Annotated in this window: 14 protein-coding genes; 6 read left to right on the plus strand and 8 right to left on the minus strand. The window is 73.6% G+C overall.

What is annotated here, in order from left to right; genetic code table 11:
* Positions 1 to 26: 26 nt before the first annotated feature.
* Complete coding sequence (locus tag ACQEVU_RS09460; protein ID WP_433322211.1) at positions 27 to 668, minus strand: pentapeptide repeat-containing protein; 642 nt, start codon at positions 666 to 668, stop codon at positions 27 to 29.
* Between the two features lie 83 nt (positions 669 to 751).
* Between ACQEVU_RS09460 and ACQEVU_RS09465 the strand changes: the two genes are divergently transcribed.
* Entirely contained in the window at positions 752 to 1,576 is an 825-nt protein-coding gene (locus tag ACQEVU_RS09465; protein WP_433322212.1) for a patatin-like phospholipase family protein, read from the plus strand.
* A 56-nt stretch (positions 1,577 to 1,632) separates the two neighbouring features.
* Here ACQEVU_RS09465 and ACQEVU_RS09470 read toward each other — a convergent pair whose 3' ends face one another.
* The 3 genes from ACQEVU_RS09470 to ACQEVU_RS09480 all read right to left on the minus strand — a co-directional run bounded on the left by ACQEVU_RS09470 (position 1,633) and on the right by ACQEVU_RS09480 (position 5,438).
* Entirely contained in the window at positions 1,633 to 3,006 is a 1,374-nt protein-coding gene (locus ACQEVU_RS09470; protein WP_433322213.1) for a glycoside hydrolase family 43 protein, read from the minus strand.
* 73 nt (positions 3,007 to 3,079) lie between these two features.
* Complete coding sequence (locus ACQEVU_RS09475; RefSeq protein WP_433322215.1) at positions 3,080 to 4,243, minus strand: cellulase family glycosylhydrolase; 1,164 nt, start codon at positions 4,241 to 4,243, stop codon at positions 3,080 to 3,082.
* A gap of 85 nt (positions 4,244 to 4,328) precedes the next feature.
* Positions 4,329 to 5,438: a LacI family DNA-binding transcriptional regulator gene (locus ACQEVU_RS09480; protein ID WP_433322216.1), complete on the minus strand. Its 1,110-nt coding sequence runs from the start codon at positions 5,436 to 5,438 to the stop codon at positions 4,329 to 4,331.
* Positions 5,439 to 5,670: 232 nt separating this feature from the next.
* Here ACQEVU_RS09480 and ACQEVU_RS09485 point away from each other — a divergent pair, with 232 nt between their 5' ends.
* Together ACQEVU_RS09485 and ACQEVU_RS09490 are read left to right on the plus strand one after the other, a co-directional pair.
* Entirely contained in the window at positions 5,671 to 6,180 is a 510-nt protein-coding gene (locus ACQEVU_RS09485) for a sigma-70 family RNA polymerase sigma factor (protein ID WP_433322217.1), read from the plus strand.
* Positions 6,177 to 6,521, plus strand: a complete 345-nt coding sequence (locus tag ACQEVU_RS09490) for a hypothetical protein (protein WP_433322218.1) — start codon at positions 6,177 to 6,179, stop codon at positions 6,519 to 6,521. The genes ACQEVU_RS09485 and ACQEVU_RS09490 overlap by 4 nt, the downstream gene beginning before the upstream one ends.
* 322 nt (positions 6,522 to 6,843) lie before the next feature.
* On the opposite strand, the gene ACQEVU_RS09495 is transcribed toward ACQEVU_RS09490, so the two are convergent.
* Entirely contained in the window at positions 6,844 to 7,758 is a 915-nt protein-coding gene (locus tag ACQEVU_RS09495; RefSeq protein ID WP_433322219.1) for an ROK family protein, read from the minus strand.
* Positions 7,755 to 8,429, minus strand: coding sequence for an N-acetylmannosamine-6-phosphate 2-epimerase (locus ACQEVU_RS09500; protein ID WP_433322220.1), 675 nt, complete (start codon positions 8,427 to 8,429; stop codon positions 7,755 to 7,757). The genes ACQEVU_RS09495 and ACQEVU_RS09500 overlap by 4 nt, the downstream gene beginning before the upstream one ends.
* A gap of 117 nt (positions 8,430 to 8,546) precedes the next feature.
* Between ACQEVU_RS09500 and ACQEVU_RS09505 the strand changes: the two genes are divergently transcribed.
* On the plus strand, positions 8,547 to 9,284 hold the full coding sequence (locus ACQEVU_RS09505) for a GntR family transcriptional regulator (RefSeq protein ID WP_433322221.1): 738 nt from the start codon (positions 8,547 to 8,549) through the stop codon (positions 9,282 to 9,284).
* A 21-nt stretch (positions 9,285 to 9,305) separates the two neighbouring features.
* Here the strand turns inward: ACQEVU_RS09505 and ACQEVU_RS09510 are convergent, their stop codons facing one another.
* Positions 9,306 to 9,965 (minus strand): TetR/AcrR family transcriptional regulator, encoded by a 660-nt coding sequence (locus ACQEVU_RS09510; RefSeq protein WP_433322222.1) that lies wholly within the window; start codon positions 9,963 to 9,965, stop codon positions 9,306 to 9,308.
* A gap of 92 nt (positions 9,966 to 10,057) precedes the next feature.
* Positions 10,058 to 11,101, minus strand: coding sequence for a LacI family DNA-binding transcriptional regulator (locus ACQEVU_RS09515; RefSeq protein WP_433322223.1), 1,044 nt, complete (start codon positions 11,099 to 11,101; stop codon positions 10,058 to 10,060).
* A gap of 186 nt (positions 11,102 to 11,287) precedes the next feature.
* Here ACQEVU_RS09515 and ACQEVU_RS09520 point away from each other — a divergent pair, with 186 nt between their 5' ends.
* Positions 11,288 to 12,262, plus strand: a complete 975-nt coding sequence (locus tag ACQEVU_RS09520; RefSeq protein WP_433322224.1) for an ABC transporter permease — start codon at positions 11,288 to 11,290, stop codon at positions 12,260 to 12,262.
* On the plus strand, positions 12,259 to 13,101 hold the full coding sequence (locus ACQEVU_RS09525) for a carbohydrate ABC transporter permease (RefSeq protein ID WP_433322225.1): 843 nt from the start codon (positions 12,259 to 12,261) through the stop codon (positions 13,099 to 13,101). Before ACQEVU_RS09520 ends, ACQEVU_RS09525 begins: the two co-directional genes overlap by 4 nt.

Below are 13,101 nucleotides of genomic sequence, written 5' to 3' on the forward strand. Positions count from 1 at the left end.
GCTCCTGTACGGATTCAAGCCTTGTGTCACACATGTCCGACACAAGAGCCGGCCGTGGACTTCACCCCGTCCGGGCACACGACGTTGACCCAGCTGGTCCCGCTCAGGTTGGCGTCCTTGAGCCGGGCCCCGCGCAGGTTGGAGTCGGTCAGCGTGGCGTTCGACAGGTCCGCGCCGCGCGCGTCGGCGCCGTGCAGATCGGCCCGCACGAACGACACCGCGTGCAGGTTGGTGTCCCTGAGCCGGGCCTGCTGCAGCCCGACGTCGGTGAGCGTGCTGCCGCGCAGGTCGGCCCCGCCGAGATCGGCCCGCACCAGCTTCACCCCGGTGAACTCCGCCTCGTGGGCGGTCGTCAGGGTGAGATCGGCGCCGCTGAGGTCGACGTCGGTCAGCGCCGAGTCGCGCAGGACGGCCCGGTGCAGGTTGGCCCCGCTGAGGTTGGCCGCGCCGACCGGACCGTCCACTGTGGACCGCTCGAGGTTGACGCAGCGCATCGGCTTGCCGTCGAGGTCGATCGCGGTCACCGTCTGCCCGCCCAGGTCCGTCGCCCCGCTGACGTTGCAGCGCCGCCCGTGGTCGTTCTCCTGGCCGTGGTGCAGGGCCAGCGCCCCGGCGACCAGGGCGGCCGCGATCAGGGCGAGCGCGCCGACGGTCCGACGCCTCGGCATGCCTCCACGGTGCCCGGGCCCGGAGCGCCCCGCCTGGCCCGCCCCGGGTGACCTTGGCCGCGGGCATGGGCTACTTTCCAGTGATGACGCGAGCGTTGGTGCTCGGCGGTGGCGGGATGACCGGCATTGCCTGGGAGTTCGGGATTCTTGGCGGCCTGGCGCGGGCCGGTGTGACGGTGGCCGACGCCGACACGATCGTCGGCACCTCGGCCGGCTCGGTGGTCGGCACGGTCCTTGCCGCCGGCCACGACCTCGTCGAGGCGGTCGCCTACCAGCGGGTGGTCGCCATCGCCGCCGGCCCCGCGGTCGACGTGACCCCGGCCCTGCCCGCGTTCGCGCTGCTGGCCGACCGCTCGATCACCCGTTCCGAGGCGATGGCCCGCATCGGGAAGATGGCCCTGGCCGCCGAGACGCTCGACGAGCAGACCCACGTCGACCGGATCGCCGCCCAGCTGCCGGTCACCGAGTGGCCGGACGGCGATCTGCGCATCACCGCCGTCGACACAGCGGACGGCGCCCCGGCGGTGTTCTCGCGCGCCGACGGCGTGCCGCTGCCACTGGCCGTCGCCGCGAGCTGCGCCGTGCCGTGCGTCTTCCCGCCGGTGACCATCGACGGCCGCCGGTTCATGGACGGCGGCGTGCGCTCCGGCACCAACGCCAACCTCGCCACCGGCGCCACGGCGATTCTGGTGATCGCCCCGATGGGCGCGCTGGCCCGCCCGCTGATCGAACGCGAGATCGCCGCCACCGGCGCGACCCGCAGCCTGCTGATCGAGCCGGACGAGGCCGCCGCCGAGGCGATCGGCCCGAACGTGCTGGACCCGTCGCGGCGCGGGATCGCGGTCGACGCGGGGCTGCGCCAGGGCGAGGCCATGGCCGCCGCGGTCCGCGCGATATGGGCCCCCTGACCGCAACACCACCTCGCTGGTCCCGGACGGCCGTTGGTCATCCGGGACCATGGGCTTCAGTAGCCGATGCGGAATGTGGCGTCCTGCTTGTCCGTGGTCGACGACGTGCTCGTGATCGGGTCGATGCGCAGCACGTAGTTGTAGTGGCGCAGGTAGCGGGTCGGGTAGTTGTACGAGCGGAAGGACGTCCACGTCGAGTCGGCGAAGCCGGCCGTCTTGTAGAACGTGGCGTCCGCGGCGAAGGTGCTCGTGCCGTCGTTGGCGTTCAGGACCAGGGCGTAGTTCGAATGGCGCAGGTAGCGGTCCGGGTAGTTCACCGAGCGGAACGACACGCCCGTCGCGTCTGCCAGGCCGGGGACCAGCGTCCACAGCTGGTCCTGGTAGGGGTCGAACGGGTACACGTCGATGCGGCCGACGTTGTCGGAGTGGCGCACGTAGCGGTCCGGGAAGTTGTACGACTTCACGCGGTTCCACTTCGGGGCGCCCCACGCCGACGTCAGGGCCGACTGCTCCGCCGACGTGATCGGGGTGATGCCGGGGTGCTTCGAGTTGAGCGGCTGCGTGTAGGCGCGGTCGTTCAGCAGCGTCCACGAGCCGGCGGCGACGTCCGCGGTCTGCCAGCAGAAGAAGCGGCCGTTCGGGCTCCAGGTGTCGCCCCACATGTACCACGTGCCGGCCGCGTTGGCCTTGACGATCTGCGGTGCCTCGGCGCCGCGGCCGGGGCCGATCGCCGAGGTGTAGATCGCGAAGCTGCCGGGGTTCAGCGTGCTCGACCGGGTGCCGAGCAGGGTGCTGTTGGTGTTGTTCTTGAAGTACATGTAGTTGACGCCGTTGACGCTGACGAAGTCGCCGTCGATGGCGTCGTAGCCGGGGTCGAAGAACACCGACGGGGCCGAGGCGGTCACGAAGTCGCTGGTGTAGTTCACCATCAGGACGTTGTGGCCGCCGGTGACGGCCGAGTAGACGACCGCGTACTGGCCGCGGGAGGCGTCCCAGTAGGCCTCCGGGGCCCACGCGTGCGTCGCCAGGGAGTGGACCTTCAGCAGGCGGTACCCCGTGAACGTGCGCAGGTCCGCGGAGTCCCAGACGTGGATGTACTGGCTCTGGTACGACCAGTCCGTGCCGTTGAGGTCGGTGGCCAGGACGACGAAGCCGCCGGACTGCTTGCGCAGGATGAACGGGTCGCGCAGGCCCTTGCTGCCCAGCGTGGGCGTGGCGACCGGGTTGTTCTGGTTGAGCGGGGTCCAGTTCAGCCCGTCGGCGCTGACGGCGAGGTGGAGGCCGTAGTTGGCGGCGGTCATGGTCGGGGACTCGGTGAAGTACGCCATCGCGTAGCCGGCGTAGGTGGCGGCGGCGGCCGATCCGGGCCGGATCAGCGCGGCCCCCACGCCGGCCGCGCCGACCGCGGACAGGAGAGTGCGACGCTTCAAGAGAGGTCACCTCGGGGATTGTTATCGCTCACAACTGGCGGGTCGGGAGCGTCGATGTGAGCGATGTTATCGCTCACATCGACGCTGTCAAGAGCTCAGGCGGCGGCCCGCGACCATTGCTGGTTGGTGCCGCCGTTGCAGGTGTACTGGCGATCGACGAGCCCACGACGTCCATCACGCGGCCGCTGTTGCGGTTCGTCACCCGGTAGTGGGTGAGCGTGGCGTTGGCGCCGCCGGACAGGCCCCACGAGTACCGCAGCCGGTCGCGGCCCGAGGCGCTGGTCGTGGACAGGCTCAGGTTGGTGCCGCTGCCGGAGATCTCCTGGAGGCGGTACGGGTCCGCCACCCGCACCCCCGGCCAGTACACGGTGCCGAGGCCCTCGGCGCGCGCCTCGGCCGACACGCCGCGGATGAACGCCACGAAGCTGTCCGAAGTGGACGGTGCATCGTAGTTGCGCCCGTCGGTCATCGGCGCGCCGAACTCGGTGATCAGCGTGCGGCCGGCGTAGGCGCCGATGCTCGTGCGCAGGCCCTCGCGCCAGGAGTCCTCGGTGAGCCGGGACGTGTCGAAGAACTGGTAGATGTGGCGGGAGATGAGCGTGCCGGCGAAGCGGCTGTCGTCGCCGATGGTGGTGATGCGCTGGTTGTACCCGGCGCCGCTGACGATGATCCGGCCGCGGGGCACGCCGGGGTAGTTCGACAGCCACTGGGCGGCGACGTTCTTCCAGTCGGTGTCGCTGTACCCGTGCGGCTCGTTCATCGGCTCGAAGTACACGTTGGCGTTGCCCTGGTACTTGGCCACGATCGTGCCCCACATGGACCAGAACTGGCTCGTGTTGTCGATGAGCCCGTCCCGGGAGCTGTTGGCCTCCCAGTAGCTGAGGATGACCTTCATCCCCTTGCTCGCGGCGGTGTCGATGACGGCCGTGTACGAGTTCCAGTACGAGCCCGAGACCGTTGGGTAGTTCACCGGCAGGCGCACGGTGTTGGCCTCGAGGTTGGTCTGGAAGCCCGACAGGATGCGGTCGGCCTTGGCCTGCGTGGTGGCGTAGCTGTCCGACGTGGACAGTCCGCCGAGCACCAGCGTGTCGTCGACGAAGTTGTCGCGCTGGTCGGCCCAGTTGACCCCGCGGAAGCCGCTCGTGGCCGCGTGGGCGGGCGTGGACAGCGGCGCCAGGCCGGCGGTGAGCAGGGCCGCAGCCAGGGTGGCGGTGAGCGTGCGGCGTGGTCTGAGCATAGGGTTCGCCCTTTCTGTACGGCTGGCTTGCCCCCCAATGGCAGACGACGGGCCGCCGGGGCCGCCACGATGCGAACCGAGAAGTTCAGAAACGTACAGACTCGAACATCCCCGGGCGGCGGACCAGTGACATCGACGAGCGGCGCACGATCAGCTCGGGGGCGACGAGGACCCGCTGCGACGGGCGGCGGTCGCCGTCGATCAGCCGGGAGACCATGAGCTCGACCGCGAGCCGGCCGACGTGGTGCTTCGGCGGGCGCACCGCGGTCAGCGCCGGCTCGGCGAGGTGGGCGACCTCGTCGTCGTAGGAGACCAGGGCCAGGTCGTCGGGGACCGAAACGCCGTGCTCGGCGCAGAACTGGGCGACCGACATCGCGTCGGGGTCGCTGTGCACGATGAGCGCGGTGATCGCCGAGCGGCGGCACTCGGCGAGGACGTCGCGCATGATCCGGCGGTGCCCGCGGGCCTCCAGGGCGACCGACTCGCGCACCACGGTCGCATCGGGGATGTCCAGCTCGGCGCAGGCTGCGCGCCAGCCCTGCAGCAGGTGGGCCGAGGTCGGGCTGCCGTGGGAGAGCACCAGCCCGATGCGCCGGTGGCCCTGCTGGTGCAGGTGGTGCACGGCGATCTCGCAGCCGAGCGCGTGGTCGCTGCGCACCCACTCGATCGGCCGCGGCGCGGCGGTCCACCGCGGCGGCTGGCGCTCCACGAGGATCGTCGGCACCGGCAGCCGGCCGATCCAGTCGATCATCTCGGCGCCCCGCTCGCCGTCGAGGTTCGGCGCCAGCAGCAGGCCCTGGACCTGGTTGGCCTCGACGAGCCGGCCGATCTGGCGGCGGTCCTCGTCGGGGTCGTAGGAGGAGCCGCGCAGCTGCAGCGCGACGCCGAGCGCGGCCGCGGCGGCCCGGGCGCCGGCGACGATCGGCGGCCAGTAGAAGTCCAGCGACGGCACGACGATGCCGATCGTGAGCCGCGTCGCCGGCCGCCGCGGCGGCGCGCCCTGGGTGGGCAGCGTGGCGCCGCCGTGCACGCGGGTGACGAGGTTGCGCTCCGCGAGGGCGGCGATGTCGCGGCGGATGGTCAGCTCGCTCACGCCCAGCTCGCGGGCGAGGTCCCGGACCCGCACCGAGCCGGAGCGGCGCAGCTCGCTCAGCACGCGCTCGTGCCGCTGCACGCCGAACAGCCGCCGCGTCATGGGCAGTCCCGATCACCCCGATGTTTCGTGCCCGTTAACATAGGCGGACGACGATGGGTCGTCAACCGCGCGGCGCCGCCGACGACCCCCGCACCCGCAGGGCCGGGCTGAACAGCCCCGCGACCTCGTCGTCGTAGGCGGCCACGACAGGTCGCCGGGCACGGGCAGGCAGCGCTCCTGGCAGCGCTGCACCAGGGCGATCGCCTCGGCGTCGGCGTGCACGAGCAGCGGCGTGGTCCCGGCGGCCAGGCACCGCTCGAGCCCGGCGTCGAGCGCGGCGTTGCCCTCGGGGAGCGCGCGCCGGGGACCCGGACGTCGAGCGTGGCGGCGGGGTCCAGCCCGCACTCGGCGACCGCCTCGAGCCAGCCGCGGTGCACGTGCGGGCGGGTCGGGCTGTGCTCGGCGAGCGCCGCGCCGACCCGGCGGTGGCCGAGGGAGACGAGGTGCCGCACGGCCATCGTCGCGCCGAGCGCGCGCCTACGCCGACCCGCCCGACGGCCCCGATGGCGGCGACGACGCCGAGGCGGTCGCCCGCCGGCTCACGCTGGCCGCGGCGCTGGCCCGGCTCGGCTCGCGCCAGCGGGCGGTCATCGTGCTGCGGTACCACCAGGGCCTCGACGTCCTGGAGACGGCCGCCGCCCTCGGCTGCTCCGAGGGCACGGTCAAGAGCCAGACCGCCCGTGGCCTCGCCGCCCTTCGCGAACAGCTGACCGAGCCGGCCCTGGGGGGGAGTGCTGCGTGAGCGACCTCGATGATCTTCTCGCCGAACTGGCCGAGGCCTCCGCGCCGCCGGCCGGGCTCGGCGCCGATGCGCTGTTCGACGCCGGGCGCCGCCACCGCCGCACGGTGCTCGCGCGATCCGCCGCGGCCGCCCTGGCCGTGCTGGCCGCGGCCGGCGTCGCGCTCGCCGCGTCGCGCCCCGGCCCGGCGCCCCGGCCGCCGGCCGACCCGCCCAGCGTCACGGCGACGCCACCGGGCGCCCGGCAGTGGCCCGCAGCACCGACGCCGGGGCGAGCTGGACCCTCGCCGTCCTGCCCGGCCTCACCGGCTGCCGGCCCGGCGCCTGCGGACCGCCGCAGGTGACCGCCGACGGCCACGGCGGCGCGTTCGCGCTGGTGACCACCAAGGCCGTCTGGTACCTCTCCGACGACGGCCGGAACTGGAGGAAGGCCCCATGAGCCGCCGCCCCCGGCGCACTCTGCGCCGCGATCGCCGTCATCGCGCCGCCTGCGGGGGTTCCGGCGGCGGAGTCTAGGGTGGCCGCTGCGGCGCCTGGGATCCGCGTCGGCCGAAGCTGCTCGCCGGCTGCGGCGGCGACCCGTCCGCCGCGGCCCCGGTAGCCGGCGGCCCGCCCGGCTCGTCCGCCGCCGTCGCGCGCCTGAGTGGGCACGTGGCGGCCGGGGGGTCAGGTGGCGAGGAGGGCGGCGCCGGTCAGCACGGCGGCCGGGCCGAAGGCGGCGACCCGCAGCGGCACGCCGGCCGGTCCCGGCAGGGCCGCCGCGGCGCGCATCGCCTCGGCGACCGCCGCGACGAACGGCTCGCCGAGGCCGAGCACGCCGCCGCCGAGGACGACGACGTCCGGGTCGAGCAGCGTCGCGGCCGCGGCCAGGCCCGCGCCGAGCACCCGGGCGGCGAGCGCGATCGCCTCCGAGGCTTCCGGGCGGTCCGCGGCGGCCACCTCCTCCAGCGCCGGTACGGCCGCGAGCCCCGCCCGTTGCGCATACAGCGCCGCGATCGCGGGACCGGCGGCGTAGGACTCGACATGGTCGGTGCCGCCGCATCCGCAGGGCCGCCCGGTGCGCACCGTCGCCGGCAGGTGCCCGATGCTGCCGGCCAGGCCGTGGCGGCCGCGGACGAGGGCGCCGGACGTGATCACGGCGCCGCCGATGCCGGTGCCGGCGGCGACGACGAGCGCGTCCCGGGCCGTTGCGGCGGCGCCGCGGCGGGCCTCGGCGACCGCCATCGCGTGCACGTCGTTGTGGACGGTGACCGGCAGGCCGAGCGCGGCCTCGAGCGCCGTGCGGACGTCGGTGCCCCGCCAGCCGGGCAGCGATCCGGTGGCGTGGGTGATCCGGCCGTCGGCGTCGACCGCGCCCGCGGTGCCCACGCCGCAGGCGACGGGCGCCTCGCCGCGGTCGTCCCGGCCGGCCGCGGCCGCGCGCCGGGCCAGGTCGGCGGCGGCGTGCAGGACCGCGACCGGGCCTTCGGCGGCCGGTGTCGGGGCGCGCAGAACCGGCCCGCGCAGCTCGCCGCCGGCGCCGACGAGCGCGGCGGCGATCTTCGTGCCGCCGATGTCGACACCGATCGTGGTGGTGGTCATCGGGCGGCGGCCGGGGTGGCGGCGGTGAGGCGCCGGGTCAGGGCGAGGGGGTCGGTGATGGCCGTGCCGACCACGACGGCATGGGCGCCCGCCGCGAACGCGCCCCGCACGTGCTCCGCCGTGGCCAGCCGTCCCTCGGCGACCGTGCGCACGCCGGCGGCGGCCAGGCGGGCCACCAGGTCCAGGTCCGGTTCGGTCCCCTGTGGACTGTCCACCGTGTATCCCGACAGGGTCGTGGCCACCAGCTCGGCTCCCGCCGCCCACGCCGCGCGGCCCTGCTCGAACGTCGCGACGTCGGCCATCAGCGGCAGGCCGAGCTCCTCGCGCACGCGGCGGGCGAGCTCGGCGATCGGAAGCTCGCCGCGGCCGGTGGCCTCGGCGGCGATGACGTCGGCACCCGCCTCGGCCAGGGCGGCGGCCAGGTCCCAGGACGGCGTGATGAGGTACCGGTCGGCGGCGCGCACCTTGTGCAGCCCGATGACCGGCACGTCCACCGCGTCCTTGGCCGCGCGCACGTCCTCGGGGGAGTTGACCCGCACCGCGACGGCACCGCCGAGCGCGGCGCACTCGGCGAGCCGCGCGATGAGCGCCGGCGAGCGCAGCGGGTGGCCCTCGGGGGCCTGGCACGACACCACGAGCCCGCCCGCCGTCGCCTCCACAACCGATCCCACGCTCAGCCTCCGCCCGCAATTGGTCTAGTCCAATTATCGACCCCGGCAGCGTAGCCTGCCCGGTTGGTCGGCGCTAGCATCGAGCGGTCCGGACCACGGCAGGAGCCCGTTGACACCATGACCGCCACGAAGCACGAGATGCTGCGCGCGCACCTCGAGGGGCTCATCGACGCCGAGCTCGGGCCGCACGAGCGGCTGCCGGCCGAGCGGGACCTCGCGCTGCAGTTCGGCGTGAGCCGGATGACCGTCCGGCAGGCGCTGGACCGGCTCGAGCGGGAGCGGCGGGTGTACCGGGTGCGCGGCGCCGGCACCTTCGTCGCCCGGCCGGCGATCACCAAAGGGATCGAGCTCACCTCGTTCAGCGAGGACATGCGCCGGCGCGGGCTGCGGCCCGGGTCGCGGCTGCGGGCGGCCGAGGCGGTGGCGGCCGGGGCCGAGGTCGGGTTCGCGCTCGGGCTGAGCCCAGGGGACGAGGTGTTTCACGTCGCGCGGGTGCGCACCGCGGATGGGGTCCCGATGTGCCTGGAGGACGTCTTCCTGCCGGCCGCGGCAGTGCCGGGGCTGCTCGACGGGGCGTTGGACGGGTCGCTGTACGAGGCGCTGCACCTGCGGTACCACATCCGGATGATGCGGGCGGAGCAGTCCATCCGGGCCACGGTGCTCGACCGGGAGGCCGCGGCGCTGCTGGAGGCGCCCGCGTTCAGCCCGGCCCTGCTGGTGGAGCGCACGGCGTTCGACCAGCGCGACCGGGCCGTCGAGCGTGCGATCTCGGTGTACCGCGGGGACCGCTACGCCTTCGAGGCCGCCATCGTCCGCCCGCCCGACCGTACGGATGCCGAACGTTCGGCAACCTGACGGCGGCGGCCGTTGGGGCGGCTAACGTTCGGGGGGCGCACCGTCCGCGGGGCCGAGGCTCAGCAGGATCGCCGTGGCGAGCGTGGTCAGGTGGTCCACGAGCGGCTCCGGCGGGTCGGTCATGTCGCGCCAGACCCAGTCGATGACCACCTGCGTGATGCCGGCGACCAGGGTCAGCAGCGTCCGCTCGTAGCGCACCGGGTCGCGCGGGGGGCCCACCACCGGCCCGACGAGCCGCGCCACCACGTCCGCGTCGTGGCGCAGCACGCCGCGGCGGCGCAGCTCCATCCGCGGGGCGTTGATGTAGATGACCCGCGCCCGCTGCGGGTGCTCGGCGAGCAGCCGGACCAGCGCGCCGAGCATCGGGCGCAGCAGTTCCTCGACGCCGGCGGGGTCGCGGGGCGCGGCGGCGGCGAGGCCCGCGAGGAGCCAGTCGTTGACCTCGCGGTGCACCGACAGCAGCAGGGCCTCGCGGTCGGTGAAGTGGTCGTAGAAGTACCGCTTCGAGACCCGGGCCAGCGCGCACACGTCGGACACGGTGACGTCGTCGTAGCTGCGGGCGGCGAAGAGCTGCACGGCCGCGGCGACCAGGCGGTCCCGGCGGCCGGCCGCGCGCTCCTGCCGGGACTGCCCGCCGTAGTTCTCACCCCGCTTGGCGCCAACGGAGGCGACGCCGGCCATGGGTCACCTCCCGCCCCGCCGTGGATGCCGACACGGTACCCGTGACAAATGTTTCGGTCGATGCACCGAAAACAATTCCAAGCGTGGAACTTTCACGCCGGCGGCGGCGCGGTGCTCTCCCGGATGACGAGCGACGTGGCCAGCTCGACCCGGGCCGGGTCCACGGTCTGGCCCGCGGCCAGGGCGAGCACCATCTCGGCCGCGGCGTTGCCCATGCCGGCGAACGGCTGGCGCACCGTGGTCAGCGGCGGCCCGCACCAGCGCGCGAGCTCGATGTCGTCGAAGCCGACGACGCTGAGGTCGTCGGGGATGCGCAGGCCGGCCCGGCGCGCGGCCTCGTACACGCCGAGGGCCTGCAGGTCGTCGCCGCACAGCACGGCGGTCGGGCGCCGCGGCCGCGCGAGGAGCTGCCCGCCCAGCTCAAGGCCGTCCTCGAAGACGAACGCGCCGCTGCGCACCAGCTCCGGGTCGAGGGCCAGGCCCGCGGTCTCGAGGGCCGCGCGGGCCGCCTCCAGGCGGGCGCGGGCGCACATGTAGCCGGCCGGTCCGGTGATGATGCCGATCCGGCGGTGGCCGAGCTCGAGCAGGTGGCGGGCGGCGGCGATCCCGCCGCTCCAGTTGGTGGTGCCGACCGACGGGGTGTCGTGCACGGGCTCACCGGTCGGGTCGAGCACGACGAGGGGTACGCCGCTGGCCGTGAGCTGCTGGTAGTACGTGCCCCGGTAGGCGGAGTGGACCGCGATCACGCCGGTCGGGCGGCGGCTGAGCAGCAGGTCGGCGGTGCGCCGCCCGGCCCGCGGCGCGCGGCCCTGCAGGTCGGTGAAGCCGACGGTCAGGCCGCGGTCGCGCACGACCTCCTCGACCCCGCGCATGATCTCGATCGCGAGGTGGCTCTCCAGGCCGGAGAACGCGACCTCGACGATCGGCATGGCGCTGGTCGCGTCGGTGCGGCGGTACCCGTGCTCGCGCAGCAGCGCCTCGACCCGCTCGCGCGTGTCGACCGCGATGCCGGACCGGCCGTTCAGAACTTTCGAGACGGTCGGCGGCGACACCCCGGCGAGCTGCGCGATGGCCGCCACCGTCATGGTCCCGCGGGGTCGCCGGCCCGGCTTCTCCTCCGGTTTCGCATCGGTCACCAGCGCATTCTAGGCAGATCCGCGCGGCGGCAACGATCGTCGAACGGCCATCGACCGCCTTGCCGATCGGGCATTGACGAACTTCGGTGGCGCTCGTAGCGTGAGGAAACATTTCCGGGCCGATCCGGAAAGTTTCGAAACATTGCCGCATGCCCGAACGGTCTCCGCCAGACCTCGAGGAGTGCCATGACGCAGACGCAGACTCGCCGCCCGCCGCCCGCGAGCGCGGCCGCCGCCCGCCGCGCCGGCCGCCGGCAGCGGCTCGCCCGCGACCGATTCCTGCTGCTCGTCGCGCTGCCCGGGGTGGCGCTGCTGCTGACGTTCCACTACCTGCCGCTGCTGGGCAACGTGATCGCGTTCAAGGACTATCAGCCGTACCTCGGCCTGGCCGACAGCCCGTGGACCGGCTTCGCGAACTTCTCGATCCTCACCGGCGCCGACCCGCAGTTCGTCACCGCGCTGCGCAACACCCTGGTCGTGATGCTGCTGCAGATCGGGATCGTGTTCACGGTGCCGATCGGCCTGGCGCTGCTGCTGGACGGCATGATCTCCGAGCGGCTCAAGCGGCTCGTGCAGACGGTGCTGTACCTGCCGCACTTCCTGTCCTGGGTCATCGTCGTGTCGATCTTCAACGAGCTGCTCGGCGGCAGCGGCCCGCTCAACACGTTCCTGCGCCGCCACGACCTCGGCACGATCGACGTCGTCGGCAATGCCGAGGTGTTCAAGGAGCTCGTCACCGGCCAGGTGCTGTGGAAGGAGGCCGGCTGGGCGATGATCCTGTTCCTGGCCGCGCTGTCGCGCATCGACCAGGAGCTGTACGAGGCGGCGGCGGTGGACGGCGCCGGCCGGGTCCGCCAGCTGTGGCACGTGACCCTGCCGGGCCTGCGCAGCGTGATCGTGCTGCTGCTCATCCTGCGCCTGGGCGACGCGCTCACCGTGGGCTTCGAGCAGATCCTGCTGCAGCAGCAGGCCGTGGGCGTGGACGCCAGCGAGGTGCTGGACACGTACGTGTACAACCACGGGGTCGTCATGGGCTCCTGGGGCGTGAGCGCCGCCGTCGGGCTCGTGAAGGGCCTCGTCGGCGTGGTGCTCGTGCTCGGCGCGAACCGGCTGGCGCACGCGTTCGGCGAGCCCGGCCTGTACCAGCGGGGGCCGGCGTGAAGTTCCTGAAGGCCGTGCTGCTCACGCTCTGCTGCGCGCTGGTGGTCGTGCCGTTCGTCGGCATCGTCTCGACCAGCCTCGCCACCCGCGAGGACATCGTGCGCAACGGCGGGTTCGTGCTGATTCCCGACGGGGTCACGTTCGCCGCGTACCGCGCCCTGTTCACCGGCGGCGTCGTGCCCCGCGCGGTCGGGGTGAGCGTGCTCATCACCGCCGCCGGCACCGCGCTCAGCCTCACCACGACGGCGTTGCTCGCCTACGGACTGAGCCGGCCCCGATCGTTCGGGCACCGCCCGATCCTGCTGCTCGTCGTCGGGGCGCTGCTCTTCACGCCGGGCATCATTCCGGGGTACCTCACCGTCGACGCCCTCGGCCTGCTCGACTCCTACTGGGCGCTGATCCTGCCCGTGGCGATCAGCGCGTTCAACGTCGTCATCCTGCGCGCGTTCTTCATGGAGATCCCGGCGGAGCTGATTGAGAGCGCCCGCATGGACGGCGCCGGCGACGGGCAGATCCTCGTCCGCATCGTCCTGCCGCTGTCCCGGGCGGTGCTGTCGGTGATCGGGCTGTTCTACGCCGTCGGTTACTGGAACGCGTTCTTCACGGCGCTGCTGTACCTCAACGACACGGCCAAGTGGCCGATCCAGCTCGTCCTGCGCACCTACGTCGTCAACCAGCAGCAGCTCGGGGTCGACCAGATCGGCTCGGGCGACCTGCCCCCGCAGGAGGCGCTGCAGATGGCGATCCTCGTCATCTCCATCGTGCCGATCCTGCTCGTGTACCCGTTCGTGCAACGCCACTTCACCAAGGGCGTCCTCGCGGGCGCCGTCAAGGGCTGA

It is taken from the genome of Dactylosporangium sp. CA-139066 (genome assembly GCF_050936175.1).
GTDB lineage: Bacteria > Actinomycetota > Actinomycetes > Mycobacteriales > Micromonosporaceae > Dactylosporangium.

Coding starts and splice junctions, on each gene's coding strand:
- ACQEVU_RS09460 (WP_433322211.1), bottom strand. CDS start 668: ATGCCGAGGCGTCGGACCGTCGGCGCGCTCGCCCTGATCGCGGCCGCC.
- ACQEVU_RS09465 (WP_433322212.1), top strand. CDS start 752: ATGACGCGAGCGTTGGTGCTCGGCGGTGGCGGGATGACCGGCATTGCC.
- ACQEVU_RS09475 (WP_433322215.1), bottom strand. CDS start 4,243: ATGCTCAGACCACGCCGCACGCTCACCGCCACCCTGGCTGCGGCCCTG.
- ACQEVU_RS09480 (WP_433322216.1), bottom strand. CDS start 5,438: ATGACGCGGCGGCTGTTCGGCGTGCAGCGGCACGAGCGCGTGCTGAGC.
- ACQEVU_RS09495 (WP_433322219.1), bottom strand. CDS start 7,758: ATGACCACCACCACGATCGGTGTCGACATCGGCGGCACGAAGATCGCC.
- ACQEVU_RS09505 (WP_433322221.1), top strand. CDS start 8,547: ATGACCGCCACGAAGCACGAGATGCTGCGCGCGCACCTCGAGGGGCTC.
- ACQEVU_RS09510 (WP_433322222.1), bottom strand. CDS start 9,965: ATGGCCGGCGTCGCCTCCGTTGGCGCCAAGCGGGGTGAGAACTACGGC.
- ACQEVU_RS09520 (WP_433322224.1), top strand. CDS start 11,288: ATGACGCAGACGCAGACTCGCCGCCCGCCGCCCGCGAGCGCGGCCGCC.